This window comes from Polynucleobacter sp. 35-46-11 (assembly GCF_002281105.1).
In genome coordinates this window covers 1-17,290 of record NZ_NCFJ01000032.1, presented here as the reverse complement: position 1 = coordinate 17,290, position 17,290 = coordinate 1, and the positions used below count along the sequence as shown (strand labels likewise).

At 45.9% G+C, this 17,290-nt stretch carries 25 protein-coding genes; 12 read left to right on the top strand and 13 right to left on the bottom strand.

All coding sequences use genetic code 11. The features are described 5' to 3' along the window. Positions 1-67 precede the first annotated feature (67 nt). The gene (gene glyA / locus B7Y67_RS04565; protein WP_293597579.1) at positions 68-1,312 is read left to right on the top strand and encodes a serine hydroxymethyltransferase; all 1,245 of its coding nucleotides are present in this window, start codon (positions 68-70) and stop codon (positions 1,310-1,312) included. A 12-nt stretch (positions 1,313-1,324) separates the two neighbouring features. Next, positions 1,325-1,771, top strand: a complete 447-nt coding sequence (nrdR, locus tag B7Y67_RS04560) for a transcriptional regulator NrdR (RefSeq protein WP_216273499.1) — start codon at positions 1,325-1,327, stop codon at positions 1,769-1,771. Between the two features lie 6 nt (positions 1,772-1,777). On the opposite strand, the gene B7Y67_RS04555 is transcribed toward nrdR, so the two are convergent. From B7Y67_RS04555 to B7Y67_RS04520, 8 genes are all read right to left on the bottom strand, one after another. After that, positions 1,778-2,095, bottom strand: a complete 318-nt coding sequence (locus tag B7Y67_RS04555; protein ID WP_293597578.1) for a helix-turn-helix domain-containing protein — start codon at positions 2,093-2,095, stop codon at positions 1,778-1,780. Further along, complete coding sequence (locus tag B7Y67_RS04550; RefSeq protein WP_293597577.1) at positions 2,088-2,471, bottom strand: type II toxin-antitoxin system RelE/ParE family toxin; 384 nt, start codon at positions 2,469-2,471, stop codon at positions 2,088-2,090. Before B7Y67_RS04550 ends, B7Y67_RS04555 begins: the two co-directional genes overlap by 8 nt. Positions 2,472-2,572: 101 nt before the next feature. Beyond that, the gene (gene adk / locus B7Y67_RS04545) at positions 2,573-3,238 is read right to left on the bottom strand and encodes an adenylate kinase (protein WP_293597576.1); all 666 of its coding nucleotides are present in this window, start codon (positions 3,236-3,238) and stop codon (positions 2,573-2,575) included. Positions 3,239-3,342: 104 nt separating this feature from the next. Next, positions 3,343-4,098, bottom strand: a complete 756-nt coding sequence (gene kdsB, locus B7Y67_RS04540; protein WP_293597575.1) for a 3-deoxy-manno-octulosonate cytidylyltransferase — start codon at positions 4,096-4,098, stop codon at positions 3,343-3,345. 25 nt (positions 4,099-4,123) lie between these two features. Then, the gene (locus B7Y67_RS04535) at positions 4,124-4,303 is read right to left on the bottom strand and encodes a Trm112 family protein (RefSeq protein ID WP_216178914.1); all 180 of its coding nucleotides are present in this window, start codon (positions 4,301-4,303) and stop codon (positions 4,124-4,126) included. Between the two features lie 19 nt (positions 4,304-4,322). Next, positions 4,323-5,414: a tetraacyldisaccharide 4'-kinase gene (gene lpxK, locus B7Y67_RS04530; protein ID WP_293597574.1), complete on the bottom strand. Its 1,092-nt coding sequence runs from the start codon at positions 5,412-5,414 to the stop codon at positions 4,323-4,325. Positions 5,415-5,455: 41 nt separating this feature from the next. After that, entirely contained in the window at positions 5,456-5,902 is a 447-nt protein-coding gene (locus B7Y67_RS04525) for a biopolymer transporter ExbD (protein WP_293597573.1), read from the bottom strand. After that, complete coding sequence (locus tag B7Y67_RS04520) at positions 5,899-6,525, bottom strand: MotA/TolQ/ExbB proton channel family protein (RefSeq protein ID WP_293597572.1); 627 nt, start codon at positions 6,523-6,525, stop codon at positions 5,899-5,901. The genes B7Y67_RS04525 and B7Y67_RS04520 overlap by 4 nt, the downstream gene beginning before the upstream one ends. Before the next feature lie 314 nt (positions 6,526-6,839). Here B7Y67_RS04520 and xseA point away from each other — a divergent pair, with 314 nt between their 5' ends. Next, complete coding sequence (gene xseA / locus B7Y67_RS04515; protein WP_293597571.1) at positions 6,840-8,060, top strand: exodeoxyribonuclease VII large subunit; 1,221 nt, start codon at positions 6,840-6,842, stop codon at positions 8,058-8,060. On the opposite strand, the gene B7Y67_RS04510 is transcribed toward xseA, so the two are convergent. Then, positions 8,057-8,470, bottom strand: coding sequence for a transcriptional regulator (locus tag B7Y67_RS04510; protein WP_293597570.1), 414 nt, complete (start codon positions 8,468-8,470; stop codon positions 8,057-8,059). The genes xseA and B7Y67_RS04510 overlap by 4 nt on opposite strands. Continuing rightward, entirely contained in the window at positions 8,467-8,754 is a 288-nt protein-coding gene (locus B7Y67_RS04505; protein WP_293597569.1) for a type II toxin-antitoxin system HigB family toxin, read from the bottom strand. The genes B7Y67_RS04510 and B7Y67_RS04505 overlap by 4 nt, the downstream gene beginning before the upstream one ends. 133 nt (positions 8,755-8,887) lie before the next feature. Here B7Y67_RS04505 and B7Y67_RS04500 point away from each other — a divergent pair, with 133 nt between their 5' ends. Then, positions 8,888-10,936, top strand: a complete 2,049-nt coding sequence (locus tag B7Y67_RS04500) for a hypothetical protein (RefSeq protein WP_293597568.1) — start codon at positions 8,888-8,890, stop codon at positions 10,934-10,936. A gap of 7 nt (positions 10,937-10,943) precedes the next feature. Here the strand turns inward: B7Y67_RS04500 and B7Y67_RS04495 are convergent, their stop codons facing one another. From B7Y67_RS04495 to murB, 3 genes are all read right to left on the bottom strand, one after another. Next, entirely contained in the window at positions 10,944-11,363 is a 420-nt protein-coding gene (locus tag B7Y67_RS04495) for a type II toxin-antitoxin system HicB family antitoxin (RefSeq protein ID WP_293597567.1), read from the bottom strand. A gap of 9 nt (positions 11,364-11,372) precedes the next feature. Then, positions 11,373-11,570 carry a type II toxin-antitoxin system HicA family toxin gene (locus B7Y67_RS04490; RefSeq protein WP_293597566.1) on the bottom strand — a complete coding sequence of 66 codons (198 nt, stop codon included), beginning with the start codon at positions 11,568-11,570 and terminating at the stop codon, positions 11,373-11,375. Between the two features lie 91 nt (positions 11,571-11,661). Then, complete coding sequence (gene murB / locus B7Y67_RS04485) at positions 11,662-12,708, bottom strand: UDP-N-acetylmuramate dehydrogenase (protein WP_293597565.1); 1,047 nt, start codon at positions 12,706-12,708, stop codon at positions 11,662-11,664. A gap of 79 nt (positions 12,709-12,787) precedes the next feature. Between murB and B7Y67_RS04480 the strand changes: the two genes are divergently transcribed. The 8 genes from B7Y67_RS04480 (at position 12,788) to B7Y67_RS04445 (ending at position 17,043) form a co-directional block, all read left to right on the top strand. Then, positions 12,788-13,273 carry a YajQ family cyclic di-GMP-binding protein gene (locus B7Y67_RS04480; RefSeq protein WP_293597564.1) on the top strand — a complete coding sequence of 162 codons (486 nt, stop codon included), beginning with the start codon at positions 12,788-12,790 and terminating at the stop codon, positions 13,271-13,273. Between the two features lie 208 nt (positions 13,274-13,481). Beyond that, positions 13,482-13,691, top strand: a complete 210-nt coding sequence (locus B7Y67_RS04475) for a hypothetical protein (RefSeq protein WP_293597563.1) — start codon at positions 13,482-13,484, stop codon at positions 13,689-13,691. After that, positions 13,691-13,969 carry a type II toxin-antitoxin system RelE/ParE family toxin gene (locus B7Y67_RS04470; protein ID WP_293597562.1) on the top strand — a complete coding sequence of 93 codons (279 nt, stop codon included), beginning with the start codon at positions 13,691-13,693 and terminating at the stop codon, positions 13,967-13,969. Before B7Y67_RS04475 ends, B7Y67_RS04470 begins: the two co-directional genes overlap by 1 nt. 14 nt (positions 13,970-13,983) lie before the next feature. After that, positions 13,984-14,916: a site-specific tyrosine recombinase XerD gene (gene xerD / locus B7Y67_RS04465; RefSeq protein WP_293597561.1), complete on the top strand. Its 933-nt coding sequence runs from the start codon at positions 13,984-13,986 to the stop codon at positions 14,914-14,916. A 55-nt stretch (positions 14,917-14,971) separates the two neighbouring features. Continuing rightward, on the top strand, positions 14,972-15,607 hold the full coding sequence (gene plsY / locus B7Y67_RS04460; protein ID WP_293597560.1) for a glycerol-3-phosphate 1-O-acyltransferase PlsY: 636 nt from the start codon (positions 14,972-14,974) through the stop codon (positions 15,605-15,607). Next, positions 15,604-15,975, top strand: a complete 372-nt coding sequence (locus B7Y67_RS04455) for an MAPEG family protein (protein WP_293597559.1) — start codon at positions 15,604-15,606, stop codon at positions 15,973-15,975. The genes plsY and B7Y67_RS04455 overlap by 4 nt, the downstream gene beginning before the upstream one ends. Before the next feature lie 43 nt (positions 15,976-16,018). Then, complete coding sequence (gene folE / locus B7Y67_RS04450; RefSeq protein WP_293597558.1) at positions 16,019-16,810, top strand: GTP cyclohydrolase I; 792 nt, start codon at positions 16,019-16,021, stop codon at positions 16,808-16,810. Between the two features lie 14 nt (positions 16,811-16,824). After that, entirely contained in the window at positions 16,825-17,043 is a 219-nt protein-coding gene (locus B7Y67_RS04445; protein ID WP_293597557.1) for a hypothetical protein, read from the top strand. Positions 17,044-17,290 lie beyond the last annotated feature (247 nt).

Sequence of the window (17,290 nt, the reverse complement as noted above, 5' to 3'; positions counted from 1 at the left end):
TGTATGATGTAGGTTGATTTTACTAAGTTAATTCACTCAGCAATACAACTTCATCAGGATTATGACCATGTTTGACCGCCAAAACACCTTAGCTAAAACTGACCCCGAATTGTGGGCAGCGATTCAGAATGAGAATAAGCGTCAGGAAGACCATATTGAGCTGATCGCCTCTGAGAACTACACCTCGCCAGCAGTAATGCAGGCACAGGGCTCTCAGTTGACCAATAAGTACGCTGAAGGTTATCCAGGTAAGCGTTATTACGGCGGTTGCGAGTTTGTCGACGTCGCTGAGCAATTGGCGATTGATCGCGTTAAGGCCTTGTTCGGTGCTGAAGCAGCTAACGTACAACCTCATTGCGGCGCCTCTGCTAACCAAGCGGTGTTCTTGGCTTTCTTGAAGCCGGGCGACACATTCATGGGTATGAGCTTGGCTGAAGGTGGCCACCTGACTCACGGTATGGCTCTCAATATGAGTGGTAAGTGGTTTAACCCAATTGCTTACGGCTTAGATAAAAATGAAGAAATTGACTACGAGCAGATGGAGCGCTTGGCTCGTGAGCACAAACCAAAATTGATTATTGCTGGCGCCTCTGCTTATTCCAGGAAGATTGATTTCGAGCGCATCGGTAAATTAGCAAAAGAAGTGGGCGCGATTTTCATGGTGGACATGGCTCACTACGCGGGCTTGGTGGCTGCAGGCGTTTATCCAAACCCAGTGCCACATGCTGACATTGTGACCTCCACAACGCACAAGAGTTTGCGTGGTCCTCGCGGCGGCATCATCTTGATGAAAGCTGAGCACGAGAAAGCAATTAACTCTGCGGTATTCCCTGGCCTACAAGGCGGTCCTTTGATGCACGTGATTGCTGGTAAGGCGGCAGCGTTTAAAGAAGCGCAAGAGTCTGGCTTTATTGATTATCAAAAGCAGGTCGTTGCTAACGCCAAAGCCTTAGCAGAGACATTAATTGCTCGCGGCCTGCGCATTGTTTCTGGCGGCACAGACTCTCACGTGATGTTGGTGGACTTGCGTGCCAAGAAAATGACCGGTAAAGAAGCTGAGCGTGTATTGGGCGAAGCGCACATTACTTGCAACAAGAATGGCATTCCAAACGATCCAGAAAAACCAATGGTAACGAGTGGTATTCGTTTGGGTTCACCAGCAATGACAACGCGTGGCTTTAAAGAAGCAGAAGCACGTCAAGTTGGTAATTTCATTGCAGACGTTTTGGACAACCCAAATGATGCTGACAATATTGCCAAGGTTCGTGCGCAAGTTGCTGAGTTGACCAAGCGTTTTCCAGTTTACGGCTAAAGAAAGCTCTCATTGCGCTGCCCTTTCTGCCACAACGACGATACCCAGGTTTTAGATACCCGGGTATCGGATGAGGGCGATACGATTCGCCGTCGTCGCCGTTGTGCAAAATGCGATAAACGATTTACTACCTATGAACGTGTAGAGCTGGTGTTGCCGGCAATCGTTAAGAAGAACGGTAGTCGTGTTGACTACAGTCATGACAAGCTGGCTAGCTCAATTAAGTTGGCCTTACGCAAGCGCCCAGTCTCTTCAGACTCGGTTGATGAGTCCATTGCACGCATTGAAGAAAAGTTACTCAGCTTAGGCGAAAAAGAAATCCCCAGTGAGCGCGTTGGTGAGTTGGTGATGCGTGAGCTCAAGCGCCTGGACAAAGTGGCTTACATTCGCTTCGCCTCAGTCTATAGAAGCTTTGCAGATATTGAATCTTTCGAGAGTGCACTCAAAGAGTTGAAGTAATTCCCCTTACAAAATAACTTCTAATCCTTTTCTCTCGATTAAGGATAAAAGCTTTAAAGATGTTCCGCTAGGCTTTTTATCTCCTGCCTCCCATTTCTGTATTGTGGATAGACTGGTATTGATTGCCAAGGCAAAAACAGCCTGACTTAAATGGGTTTTACTCCGAAGTTGCTTAATCCGCTTGGCCGTCATTGGTTTTACTTCTAGATGCCGCAAAGCCTCGAATTCTTCCATGCTTTTTTTAGTAATGACACCAGCCTTATGAAGGCCCTTTACGGTATCCGTCATCTCTTCAATAATTCGACTTTTTGTTTTATTAAGCATTATCTGTTAACTCCCTTAGTTCTCCAGCAAGGATTGCTTCTTCGATATCTTTATCCGTTAGGTGTAGCAGTCTTTTTGCTGCACCTTGCAAATGAACCAGCTCATCATCATTGATGTTATCTTTTTCATTTTTTAAGAAGCCAAAAATAAAAAACCATCTCCTAAAAATTTTTCCAGCTACCAGCGTTCTTGCCCCCGCTCTCTTACCCATACCTGGCAGGGCAATTCTTTTCTTAAATACATTTCCTCCAAGATCTGCATCAACGAGGCCTGCCTCCATTTCCGCAACTGCGAAGAGCAGATCTTCATCTTTTAAGTCAGATTTTCGCATCCACTTACTAAAAGTTTTTGTCTTGAAGGTACGTTTTTTGGTCATAAAAAACTATACCACTAAGTACGTTAGTTAAATAATACCCCTTTTCCTGACAAAGAAAAAGGGGCTGCAAAAGCAGCCCCTTGAACTGGTAAAAATGAAAGTTATTTCAATACTGCAAAAATAGAAGCAGTAATGTCATCAACACTACCGGTGCCACTGACCTTGCGATAGGCCGGAGCCTTTACTTTGTCAGCTGCGTTACTTTGCGTTGCCCAAGTTGAGTAGTACTCCACCAGTGGACGAGTCTGATCGTTGTATACCTGCAAACGCTTGCGAACAGTTTCTTCTTTATCGTCATCACGCTGAATCAAGGCTTCACCAGTAAGGTCATCTTTACCTTCCACTTTTGGTGGGTTGAAGGTGACGTGATAAGTACGACCTGAGGCAGGGTGAACACGGCGACCACTCATACGATCGATGATGGCATCAAACGGGACATCGATTTCTAAAACGTAATCGATTGGTACGCCAGCATCTTTCATGGCTTGTGCTTGGGGGATGGTCCTTGGGAAACCGTCAAACAAGTAACCCTTGCTGCAATCAGGTTGAGTTAAGCGATCTTTTACTAAGCCAATGATGATGTCGTCGGAAACAAGGCCGCCGGCATCCATGATTTTTTTAGCAGCAATGCCGAGTTCAGTTCCAGCCTTAACAGCAGCGCGCAGCATATCGCCCGTTGAGATTTGTGGAATTGCAAATTTTTCGCAAATAAACTGAGCTTGTGTGCCTTTGCCAGCACCTGGTGCACCGAGCAGAATTAACCGCATTGTTTTCCCCTTAGAAGACCCTCATTGTCCCGTATTTTTTCGGGATCCTTTGTAACCAATTCCTAGGATTATCCCCGAGAATCTCAGGGCAACCAGATTCTGGGCTAGTTGGCCAAGATGCGCCGTACCCGCTCAAGGTCTTCGGTTGTGTCAATTCCAGCTGGCGGAGCCTTGCTGGCAGTGTGGACGGCAATACGATAGCCATTCCAGAGGGCGCGGAGCTGCTCCAAGGCCTCTGCTTGCTCTGGAGGTGCTGGCTCAAGGCGGCTATAGGCCTGCAGAAAGTCAGCGCGATAGGCGTAGATACCTAAATGACGTAAATAGACCACATTGGAAGTTATGTCTAGGTCGCGTACAAACGGAATGGTGGCTCTAGAGAAGTAGAGCGCCTCATTAGAGCGGTTGAGGACTACTTTGACTACATTGGGGTTAGTAATTTCTGCAGCATCAACAATGGGTACGGCTACAGTCGAAATCGCACATGCGGCATTGTCGGCCAAAGTTTGAGCAACCTGATTGATTAATTCTGGAGGAATGAGGGGCTCATCACCTTGCACGTTCACAATCAAAGTATCTGCTGGCAGTTTTAATAGTTGAGCTACCTCTGCAATCCTATCCGTACCGGTAGGATGATCTGCACTAGTTAACAAACACTCGATACGATGTTCATCACACGCTGCTTGAATTTCTGTTGAGTCGGTTGCGACAACTACGCTGTGGGCATTGGATTGCTGCGCACGCTCAGCCACACGGATCACCATCGGCTTGCCACCAATATCGACCAGCGGCTTACGCGGCAAGCGAGTAGATCCCAGTCTTGCAGGAATCACTACCAAAAATTCGGGAGGCTTAACGCTCATGAGCTGGATTTCACCTGATTAATACTTAATTGATTTCATCAGCAGAAAGACTGCGTGCTTCATCAACAATCATGACAGGAATGTCATTACGAATGGGGTAGGCCAAGCGATCTGCTTTACAGATGAGCTCATGTTTTTCTGCATCCAAGTGCAAAGTGCTTTTGCACAAAGGGCAGACCAAAATCTCTAATAAACGCTTATCCATGTTTGCTCTTTGCTATTTCTTATAAAGTGTATTGATTTGGATCGGGTCTTTGCAAGATCGATTGCAGCCATTCTGCCAATGTATTGGGAATCTCTAAATGCATTGGAACTACCCAAATGCGTTCATCCTGAATTGAGGTACATTTTACGGCATCCTTCTCTGTAATCAGGATGCACTCGGCATTGATATTAGAGAAAAATTCTGGGGTGTAGCTTGCGTGATCAGCCAAACTAATGCATTTACCTGCAATCCCCTGTTTTAGTAAATCATCAAAAAAGCGTTGTGGATTACCAATTGCAGCTACAGCAGTAATCTTGTTTGGAAGATAGGCGTCTGCAATGGAGGATAAGGACTGTGTATTACTTGGATGATTTAGTTGATAGGGCGTGCCCAGTTGACTACTTAGCGTGAAAGCACGTCGCCCTAAAAAATATTCATCAATGTGATTGGAAGGCGATATAGCCCCAGTTATTAAAGTGGCATCTCGCTCGCGTGATGCAGGCTCACGTAATGGGCCGGCAGGCAGCAAGAAGCCATTGCCTTCGCCTCGTTGATCACGCACTACAAATTCAATATCACGACCCCCTTCGCGAGCAGGCCAGCGTAGCAAGCTTCGATGCTGTAAGCCATCATCACTGATGATGACGTTCACCGAGGGATCCTGTTTTAGCAAAGACTCAATGCTAAGGGTTCGTTTGGGGTGAACCCAAATCGGAAACTGGTTATCTGTGCGCTTTGCAATTAATACAGGTTCATCGCCAACTTCCCCAGGATTGGAATCACTATTGACTTGGCGGGGTCGGCTTGATGCAGTAGCGCCATAACCTCTACTAATAATTCCAGGCTTCCAACCCATACGCGCGAGTCGCTCTGCCAATGCAATGACAATCGGCGTCTTGCCAGTACCGCCCACGCGGATATTGCCAACAATGATGATGGGTACTACTTGTGGTTTGCGCCTGCCTAAATTGAACTCATTGAGCAGATCTAAGACTTGGTTTACCCAACCGTACACCTTAGATAACGGCCAAAGCACCAGACTTGTTGGTCCGCGTCTTTCCCAAAACCGGGGGGCTTTATTGAAGAAAGAAGATTTTTTTGACGATGACATTAAAGGCGACTCGTTGGGCTCAATGTTTCTGGTGTGTTGAATTATTTCTTCTTGGTCTGACTGCTAAACACAATATTAGATAGGTTAGCATCACGCGCTGCCTCTAAAGCGCTCATGACTGCCTGGTGGGGAGCTTTAGCATCCGCATCGATATTGACTTGGATGGCATTGTCTTGGTTGAGTGTATTAAGGTTATTGCTCAATTGACTTCGGTTAGTTACTTTGCCATTAATAGCAAAGCGCCCATCACGACTGACTGCAATATGAATTTGCTTCACCTCCGATTGACTTGCTGAGCCATTCGCAGTAGGTAGGGTGATGGCTAATTCTTGGTAGCGGGTAAATGTGGTGGAGATCATTAGAAAGATCAGCACCACCAGCAGCACATCAATAAAGGGAATGAGATTAATTTCGGGCTCTACCGGAGCTGAACGTATCCCCAGTGAAAATTGGCCTCGATATTGAAGCTTATTTTCTAACCAACTCATTTTGTATCCGCAGAATGTGGATAGAGTTTTTTAAATAATTGACGAGTAAATTCTTCGCACTCATGCTGGCGTTGATTGGCCATAGCGCGTAGACCACGCCATGCAGCTAAAGCGGGAATGGCAATGAGCAATCCAAAGGCGGTGTTGTACAAGGCAATAGAAATGCCATGCGCTAGTTGTTGAGGGCTACCGACACCTTGACTACCAAAGATTTCAATCATGCCTACGACTGTGCCAAACAGCCCCAGCAAGGGGGCAACAGTGGCGATGGTGGCTAGGGCGCCCAAGTAGCGATCCAGCTTGAACCAGGTGGATTGGGCGCTCGCTTGCAGCTCTTCTAGTGCGCAATCAGCAGGACTACCTGCGACTTTTTCGCGAAGGATGCAGGTAAATAGAGGGGTTATTGGAGAGAGTTGGCCAATAGCGCCAATTTCTGCTTCAGAAACCGCTTTTTGCTGAGAAATGGCATTTGCCACCCCAAACACCCTTTCTAGGCTGTCTTTGGGAAATAGATGAATTTGGCGTAGATACCAGGCCCGTTCGATTGCGATGGCAAGTCCAATAATGGAGATGATGAGAAGGGGCCAGATGGGCCAACCAGCAGACAGTAAGATTGAGTACATATGCTCAGTACTTTAGCTGAATTAAAAACTGAGTTTCTGAAAGCGAGCCTGTGGATAACTCTGTGCAAAACTTTTTATAGAACGCTTTGTAAGTCCTTGATTGATGGTGAAGCCCATTCATTTTGACTTCATTGTCTCAACATGGAGTGTAATAATTTGTGTTATAAATCAATTAGATAGGGGCTATCTTTTGGTTTTATGAGACGTATTGGGTCAGTAATTACTTACTTAAAGGGCTTAGACCTAGAGCAAATAGGCTTCTGTGGATATTTATTGACCGCCAGGCCTGATGCTTGTGTAGAAAAAGAGAAAAAATGTCGGAAATATCAAGAGAAATCCTCAGTGTTGGCGATCTAAACCGTGCCATTGCAAGCTCCTTGGAGGAGCGCTTCGATACCGTTTGGGTCAGCGGGGAGATTTCCAATTTCAAGGCTTATGACAGCGGGCACTGGTACTTCTCTTTGAAGGATGAGGAAGGCCAGATCCGTTGCGTCATGTTCCGAGGTCGTAATGGCCAGGTTGGCTTTATGCCGCAATCGGGAGATTTGGTAGAGGTCGCCGCCAATCTCGGGTTTTACGTACCGCGTGGCGATATTCAGCTGACGGTGCAAAGTATGCGTCGAGCTGGTGTGGGTGGTCTTTATGAGGCCTTCCTCAAACTGAAAGCCAAACTAGCAAAAGAGGGTCTTTTTGATTCGGACCGCAAGCGTGAGATCCCTAGTCATCCTAGGGCGATTGGCATCATCACATCACCTCAAGCGGCTGCCTTAAAAGATGTACTCAGTACCTTAGCTAGAAGAGCGCCACATATTCCGATTGTGATTTACCCAACGCTAGTGCAGGGACCTGAAGCTCCAACTGGAATTATTTCTGCCCTTAAAGCAGCTGAAAAAGAAAATGCGGTCGATGTCATTTTGCTGGTTCGGGGTGGGGGAAGTATTGAGGATCTTTGGGCGTTCAATGATGAGCAGTTGGCATACGCTATCTCGCAATCACCAATCCCCATTGTGAGTGGCGTTGGTCATGAAACCGATGTGACGATTGCCGACTTTGTTGCCGACTTGCGTGCACCTACGCCTACTGGAGCAGCAGAGTTGGCTGCACCACGTCGCGATCAAATGCTGCAAGAGTTAGATGCCATCATGCAAGCGCTTTTACAAAGAGTGAATCAACGCGTTGAACGCGAAGCGCAAACCTTGGATCAACTAGCACTCAGATTGAGTCATGCCTTGCCCAATCCTGATCGCATGCGCGAGCAAATGAATAGCTGGCAACAACGACTCAATCAGGCTTGGCTTGTCAGAATGGAAGCTTGGAAGCGCAATCAAGGTCACTACCAATCCCAACTAGAGATGCTTAACCCACAAAGAACGCTAGAGCGTGGCTATGCAGTTATTTTGAGCAAGGAAGCACAGGGGATGCATGCTGTGCGCAAGCCCAGTGAGCTCAATACCAAAGAGGCCTTCCAGGTGCGCTTGGCAGAAGGTCAGGTAGAGGTGGAGTTTTCTAAGCTTAAGATTGATCAATCTGCTTAATAAGCACGCTCAAAAAATACCCCAGCCGGAATCTTGAAGCGCTTTGCCAAAGAATTAATTTGTCGCACATTGAGTTGACGCGTTCCAGAAAGAATTTGTGAAACAACACTTTGATTTCCTACCTCAGGTAAATCAGATTGTTTAAGTTGATGTTGTTTCATTAAAAATGACAGCAGTGCTTGAGGTTTTGCATCCGGAACATCGTAATACTCTAAGTCATAAGCTCGTATTAATTCACTGGCAATCTCAAGTAGGTCTAATAGAGGATGCTTCTTAGAGGCGCCAATCACATCGGTCAACATGTCCGCAAGCCCAACCATTTTTTGATATTGTTTTTCAGAGTGAATGGGGCTGAGATCAACAGTTTTCGATAACGCTTCCCAAGCTTTTTGTAAGTCATTTAAGTTCATTTTTTCCACCCATCTTTGTCATAGTCTTTGTGGGTCAACACAGCCTTGATGTAGCAGAGCTGCCTTTCAAACTGTAGGAATGCCACTAGACGGTACTTATTGCCGCATATATTGAATACATATAAGTCTCTAACCTGATCAACCGAGTTAAAAACCGTTTTTACCTCTGAGAAGTTCTTAAAAAAGCCAAATTCCATGAGTTTTCGCCACGCCTGAAGGGGTTCACTTGAATCACGATGTTTAGTGGAAAACTCTACTAGGCGACGATTGGTGATAACTCTCATATAAGTATGATATTGCAAATTGCAATAAATTGCTATTAGCATAAAGGCCCAAAATAATTAGGATTATTTTCAAATGAAATTGTTTGGCTATATTTCATTTGATGTTTTGATACTTTTTCTGTACAAACAAGCCATGACCAAATTGAGAACTTTTTACTTGCTAGTGGCTGCGATCCTCAGCATTGTTGTGCTTAGCTCCTGTTCTGATAGCTCCACCCCCAATACTGTCGTTGTCAATGGCACAGTAAGCTCGGGCGGAAGTGCGCCTGCGGTCGCGATAGCGGGTGCAACAGTATCGATATACCAGGCACAAACGGGCGCGCCTAAATTGTTAGTGCAGGCTACGACAGATGGCTCTGGAAACTTTACAGCTAAGGTGCCGGTCAGCACCACCAATACCAGCAGCAATCCAGCTTTGTACTACGCCGTGGCAACTATGTCATCCAACATTCAGTTGATAGCAAGTTTGGGGAGCGGACCTTTGAGTGCCGTCAAGATTAATGACTTAACGACAGTAGCTACAGCTTATGCGTTCGCCCAATTTTTACAAAGTGATTTGTCGATAACAGGTTCTGCAATCCCATTAAGCATTGCTGCGGGTATGGCTGAGAATCTGGTGGCTGCAGAGTCTGGGTCTGCTTCGGTGGTGATTCAAACATCACCTAATGCTTATGAGACTAATACTTGGAGTGCGCTTGGCTCACTCGCAAATAAATTGGGTGCTTGTACTCAAGGTTTGAATAATGCCTGCACCGCTTTGTTTGCTGCAACGCCCGCATCCAACGCGGCAATCCCAAGCAATACCTTGCAAGCAGTCTTCAATATTGCACGCAATCCTGCTAATAATGTCAGTGCTATTTTTAATTTGGTGAATGCCACCAATGCTTATTCCCCGGCGTTGACCTTAGATCAGGGCCCGAGTTCAAGTGTTGCACGTGAAAAGCTGGATGCTTGGACGATGGCTGTGAAGGTCAATAACAGCGGTAATTCCAATTGTCCTTTTGGCGGTCCTGCCAATGTGGCATTTGATGCCAATGGTTACGCTTGGATTAATAACAATGTCATTCAGGGTACGCCTAACTCGTCCAATTGCTTGATGGTGCTGCAACCAAACGGTAAGCCCTCTACAGGCTTGGCTAATACGCCACTTTCACCCATTACGGGTGGTGGCATCTTAGGTTCGGGTTTCGGAATAGCCATTGATACCTTGGGTAATATTTGGTCGGGTAACTTTGGTTGGGGAAACAACATACCAAGCATTGGAAGCGTCACTAAACTTTCTTCTCGTGGCGTTCCTATTTCTCCATCCACGGGTTACACCAGCAGTCTTTTGCAGGTGCAAGGTATAGCGGTAGATCAATCCAATAACGTGTGGATGGCTAGTTATGGCAATAACCAAGTAGTGGTTTATCGCAACGGCGATTCTAGTAGTGTTGCCACTTATTCCAATGGTGTTTCTCAACCGTTTGGCATGGCTATCGCTCCAGACGGAACTGCCTGGGTAACTTATAGAGGTACTGGTAAGCTTGCAAAGCTGCAGATGATTAATGGCGTGATTTCAAATGTATTCACAGTCAATCTGCCTGGGTATAACAATACTGTTGCTCTGAGTAATAGCCGCCCCAAGGGTATTGCGGTCGATTCTCTAGGCAATGCATGGGTAGTTGATGGTGAGGCTTCCACTGTTTATGCAATTAACTCCAGTGGTGCAATTATTGGCACTTATACAGGTCAGGCTATTAATGGGCCATGGGGTGTCTCGATTGATGCCAAGGGCAATCCTTGGATTGCTAACTTTGGCTCAGCTTCACCAAGTACTCGTTATAGCGTCGTGCAATTGTGTGGGGCAACCGGCAATTGTCCTGTTGGGCTTGCAATGGGGGATCCCATTTCTCCGAGCAGTGGCTATTCACTTCCATCGGCTGGTAGTCAGGTCTTATTAAACTCTGGCGCGCCTTTGTATGGATCTGGTGGTGCACCATCCTTCTTGCCTTTAATGCGACTGACATCAGTCAATGCTGACATGGCAGGAAATATTTGGGCTGCTAATAACTGGAAGCCAAGTGCTTACATCGATGCTATATCAAGCGACCCTAATCCCGGTGGCGACGGGATGGTAATCTTTGTCGGGCTAGCTGCGCCAACGAAGGCGCCGACATTGGGGCCAGCCCAGTCCCCATAATGAAATATTAAGCTGCTACAGTAACTTCGATATGACGTCCCAATACTTTTGCTGCAGCTTCAATTTGATCAAATCTTGAAGAGTGTTTTAAGTCAAACAATCGATCAATCTGAGGCATGTGCCAGCCAAGTCGACGGGCTAGTTCAGATTTTTTGATGCCTTGATCAAACATCGCCTGATAAACCCCCAGTTTTGCGCATTCAAGTGCAGATGGTGAGACAAATTTTTGACCCTTCTTGATTCTACTGGGCTTGGGCAACCCCTTTCGAGCGTCTACATAAAACGATAGCCCAGTTTCAAGCGCATCTACTGCGTTCAGTAGAGCTTCATCTTCATTTTTTCCAAATGTAATAGCTTCTGGCACGTCTTTAAATGTAACCAAAATATTTCGACCATCTTTACTGAGTGTTGCTGGGTACTTAAACATATCCCCTCCTTATTTCAATCCTAGTTGGCGTTTAATGACAGCTTCAAGGCCTTTGCCTAGCTCTGATGTGCCATGCATTGGTAGTGTTGATTGCCGGCCACCTAAAAACACTTTTAAATGAGATCCTTTTCCGACTTGAAAGCTTGCCCCTCGTTCTTCAAGCCATTTTTTCATCTGTTGTGTTTTTTCTAGGCGAATAAAATTCATTAAGCAATTAAATTGCTGACTAAGTTCTATTATCGAGAAGCAAATTACCCTTTAAGGAATAAAGGGTTAGGGGGATGGCCTTTAAAAAAGACTAGAAAATATTGGGTTCAATCTCTAGCTCAACGCCAAATACATCTTGTACTTTGTCTTGAATAGATTGGGCCAGAGCCAGAATATCTTTAGCTGTGCCGCCGCCATGATTGACTAGCACCAAGGCTTGGTTTTGATAAACGCCGACAGGTCCCATGGTTTTACCTTTAAACCCGCACTGATCGATTAGCCAGCCAGCAGCGAGCTTACGCATACCCGTCTGATCTGGATAAGAAACAATCTCTGGAAACTGCTTTCGTAGGTTTTCAAACTTTGCGTTTGCTACTACCGGGTTTTGGAAAAAGCTTCCCGCGTTACCAATGACTTTGGGGTCTGGCAATTTATGAGTACGGATTGCACAGACCGCTTTGAAGATATTCTGAGCGCTGACACTTTCTTTATTTTTACTATCGATAAATTGTTTTGCTAGATCGGCATAGTGAATGCGTGCTATCCAAGCTTTGGGGATTTTAAAAACGACCTTTGTCACGATATATTGTTGGGGATGTTGCTTAAAGTAGCTATCGCGATAGGCAAAGTGGCATGCGTCTTTGGGCAGAGTGACAAAGGCATGGGCCCCAGTATCGAAAGCTTCGATGTTATCGATATAGTCAGCAACTTCCACTCCATAGGCCCCAATATTTTGTATTGGTGCTGCGCCCACTGTTCCTGGAATAAGTGCGAGGTTTTCTAGGCCAGGTACATTTTGTTCCAATGTCCAGGCTACGAGTTCATGCCAATTGACCCCTGCACCTACGGCAATGAAGGTGTTGCCCTCATCAACCCGCAGGATTTCCTGTCCAGGAATATTCATTAGCAGGGTTACTCCAGGCAGGCTGCTTGGAAGGATGACGTTGCTACCTCCGCCTAGAACTCGCCAAGACAAGTTTTTCCCCTGAATATCTGCAACTAGAGCGGGGAGTTGTTCTGCGGCAGTAATTTCATAGGCTAGCTCCGCATAAACCTCAAAGCCAAAGGTATTGCGGTGTTTGAGCCCCATATTGGGAGTCAATTTTGGCGAGAGAGGCGCATTTTGTGCGGAGTTCATGCCACAATCTTATTCGCAATCGCATTTGCCTCGGCAAAGTGCCCAACAAGATTACCAAGATACGACCTAAGGAGTTGATATGCCAACATTTGACGTAGTTTGCGAGCCAGACATGATTGAGTTGAAAAACGCAGTCGAGCAATCTAATAAAGAGATTACCAACCGCTTTGATTTCAAAGGCTCTGATAGCCGTGTAGAGCAAAAAGATGAGACTCTCATCCTCTTTGGCGATGATGATTTCAAATTAGGCCAAGTTCGTGATGTCTTGATTAGTAAGATGGCTAAGCGCAACGTGGATGTGCGTTATCTCAAGGACGACAAAACAGAAACGATTGGCAGTGATAAGCGCAAGCAGACCATGAAGATCCAGAAGGGCATTACTTCAGAGCTCGCTAAAAAAGTGGTGCGCATCATCAAAGATAGTAAGGTTAAAGTACAGGCCAGCATCCAAGGTGACGCAGTGCGGGTTACTGGTGCTAAGCGTGATGACTTGCAAGAAACCATGGCTTTACTCAAGAAAGAAGTTACTGAGGCGCCATTAGGTTTCAACAATTTCCGTGATTAAGTCCAGGTTGGGCACTTGCAAACTCATCCCTCAGTTTGCAAGTGAGACGGTTGAACCTGCCTTTTAGGAAAGCTGCGAAAGCCTCTATTACTTTGATTTTTCAAAGGCCTGGGGTTGATATCAAAAACTATCATCCCTGGATGTGGCCATAAAAAGTTCCTTTTAGGAACCTATTGGTCTATAATGGGATCATCCTAAGGGGGTAAGTATGTCGATAAACGTTAAATTATCTGAAAATTTGGTTGAACAGGCCAAGGCGTATGGGCAAATTGAGCATCGTTCAGTACCCAAGCAGATTGAGTACTGGTCTCAGATCGGTAGAGTTGCCCAAGAAAATCCAGACCTACCGTTTTCAATGATCCGTGAGATTTTGATTGCGGATCAAGAGCCGATTATTGGTGAATACGTATTGAGTTGATGCGCTTACTTCTTACTGCTTCGTTTGTTAGGGCAATTAAAAAATTACACCCACAACAAAAAACTGAATTAGATAACGCGCTTAGAGTCATTAGCTCAGACCCCTCTGTTGGCGAGGTCAAGGTTGGAGATTTATTGGGGGTTCAAGTTTTTAAGTTTCGACTTTCTCAGCAGCAATGCTTACTTGCGTATCGGATCTTAGATGAAGAGAGTGTGAAGCTCTTGACCTTTGGCCCGCATGAGAATTTCTATCGCGACTTGAAGCGCCAGGAAGACTAAGGCAAGCTTTAATCATGATTCCTGACTTGGGTTCGACCCCATCGATTTCACCAGCAAGCCAAGAAGCCATTGAGCGCTTCTGTGATGCTTGTTGGTTAGAAGATGGCTTGGCACAAAACAGTTTGTCTGCCTATCGCCGAGATCTATTGCTCTTAGCTCAGTGGCTTCAAAAAGATTCTGGCATTGATCTCTACAGTGTTACCGAAAAAGATCTGACGGCTTATATCGCCCACCGTCGTGCTGATAAGGCGACTACGGCCAATCGTAGGCTTACGGTATTCAAGCGTTTTTACCGTCACGCTTTACGAATCAATTTAGTGAAAAGCGATCCTTGTATTGGCTTGCGTGCCGCTAAACAAGCTTTACGTTTTCCTAAGACCCTGAGTGAAGATCAAGTAACGGCTTTACTGAATGCTCCAGATGTAGAGACACCACTAGGTTTACGCGATCGCACCATGCTGGAATTAATGTATGCCAGCGGCTTACGGGTTTCAGAAATCGTTTCTTTAAAGACGGTGGCGCTGGGCTTAAATGAGGGCATTGTCAGAATTGTCAACGGCAAAGGCGGCAAGGAGCGTTTAGTGCCATTTGGTGGAGAAGCAGGGCAGTGGTTACGACGTTATTTGGCAGAGGGTAGAACACCCTTACTAGAGGGTAAGACTTCAGATGCCGTATTTGTCGGGCGTCATACTGGTACAGGTCTAACTCGTCAGGCCTTCTGGGCGTTGATAAAGCGGTATGCCACGATTGCCAATATTCCGGTTGCCTTATCTCCACATACCTTGCGCCATGCTTTTGCTACCCATTTGCTCAACCATGGGGCAGATCTAAGGGTGGTGCAACTCCTTTTAGGTCATGCTGACATCTCTACCACCCAGATTTACACCCACGTAGCTAGAGAGCGTCTGAAGTCGATTCATCAGCAACACCATCCTAGAGGCAGTTAGAGATATATTGGCTACAGCAGTCATCAACCGTGCAATAAGTGTTTAAGATATCACCATGAATTTAACCTTAGATCTATTGCTGATTCCGATTGCCTACCTGATTGGCTCTATCTCATTTGCGGTAGTGGTGAGTAAGTGCATGCGTTTGCCTGACCCGCATTCTTATGGCTCTGGTAATCCAGGCGCAACCAATGTTCTGCGAACAGGTAATAAGCTAGCAGCCGTCCTCACATTGATCGGGGATGCGCTGAAGGGATATTTTGCGGTGATGCTGGCCCGCATCCTGTTGGGCGATGAGTCCTTAACGTCAACACTCCATTCTTGGTTGTTATGTGGAGTGGTGGTTGCGGTTTTCTTGGGCCACTTGTTTCCAGTGTTTCATGGCTTTAAGGGCGGCAAGGGTGTTGCGACTGCCTGCGGAATTTTGTTTGGCATCAACTGGATTTTGGGCGCAGCAACTTTAGGAACCTGGATCATCGTAGCGGGGTTCATGCGTTACTCCTCTTTGGCTGCCTTAGCGGCCGCAGTATTTGGACCGATCTATTTTGTTTTCTTGTTTGGTTTTCAACCGATGGGCATTGCGCTGCTGGTAGTTTGTCTGCTGTTGATCTGGCGCCATCGTAGCAATATTTGTAATCTCATGAATGGCAAAGAAAGTCGCATTGGTTCTAAGAAAAAAGGACAGTCATGACTATTGCTTATTGGTGTGTACTGTTTATGGGTTTATTTCCTTATGTGGCGGCCGGGATTGCTAAAAAAGGTTTTGAGGGCTATGACAATGCATCTCCTCGTCAATGGTTAGCCAAACAGACGGGTTTCCGGGCGCGTGCCAACGCAGCGCAAGCCAATCTTTTCGAATCCCTCCCATTCTTTTTCGCTGCCGTGATCATTGCATCTATAGCTAACGCTCCACAACACAGAGTTGATCTGTTAGCAATTGGATTTGTGTCGGCACGCATTGCCTACCTTATTTGTTATGTAGCCAATTGGCCAACGACTCGATCAATCGTTTGGCTTGCTGGCTTGGCTTGCGTTGTAGCAATCTTATTTCAGATCTGAAAAATTTAAAAAGTAATATAAAAACTTCGAGACATCAATATTTATGGCAAGCAAAAAAATCCCTACAAAGACAGCTAGCAAGGCTTCTGTTAAAAAAGTGGCGAACGTAATCCCCGCAAAGAAAACCACTAAGAACGCTACTCCGAAAAAGACTGATGCTGGCACACCATTGTCTGTAGTGATTCGTCGGCGTATCGAGGCGCAAAAAGCACGCTTTCATGCAAATGACAATATCTCTAAATTCATTCAGCCAGGTGAGTTAGAGGGCTTGGTAGATGAGGTTGCAGAAAAGATGCAAGCCGTTCTTGAGAGCTTGGTTATTGATACGGAGAGCGACCACAATACTAAAAATACCAGCCAACGTGTGGCCAAGATGTTTGTAAAGGAAGTATTCAATGGTCGCTATATTGAGCAGCCAACGCTGACTAAGTTTCCCAATGTCAGTCGCTTGAATGAGTTGATGATTATTGGTCCAATTACAGTGCGTAGTGCCTGCTCTCATCATCTTTGCCCCATCATGGGTCGCATTTGGATTGGGGTGTTGCCAAGTAAAGAATCCGCGCTCATTGGTTTATCAAAGTACTCACGCTTGACTGAGTGGGTGATGTGCCGTCCACAGATTCAGGAAGAGGCAGTGGTGGAATTAGCAGATATGCTCGAGAAAAAGATCAAACCTATTGGCGTTGCCATCGTGATGGATGCGGATCATTTCTGCATGCAGTGGCGCGGTGTTAAAGATCGCGACTCCAAGATGGTCAATAGCGTGATGCGCGGTGCTTTCTTAAAAGATTCCAATTTGCGTAGAGAGTTTTTATCGCTGCTGGATAAAAGGTAGCTCAGCGCCAGAACATGACACTTTCTAAATTAAGCTGGCTTTTACCTGTAACTGCCTTGGGGTTTTTGGTGGGGTGTTCTCTGTATCCCGATGTCAACAGCAATCCTGCTAAAAATAACAAGGCTACTTTTCAGCGAGATGCATTAGATTGTGCTCAAGCTTACCCTGAGGCTGGATCTGGAGCCCACATCAAGCAACGTATTTCTTGCATGAATCTCAAGGGCTGGCATTAGTTATTAGCGGAAAATTCAATTTGAGAACAATTCTCAACAAAATAGCCATTTAAATCAGTTACTTATATTGCCTATAGTCGAGTAATTTGATCTGCTCTATGATCCTCTCAGATGCAATCTTTGTCCTATTACACCCTCTGGAGAACGTATGAAAAATAGTCGTCGCCAATTTATGATTTTGTCCGCTGCTGGTGCCTGCACCTTGGCTTTGAACGGTAAAGTTCAAGCTCAAGCCATGGTTGCTGAA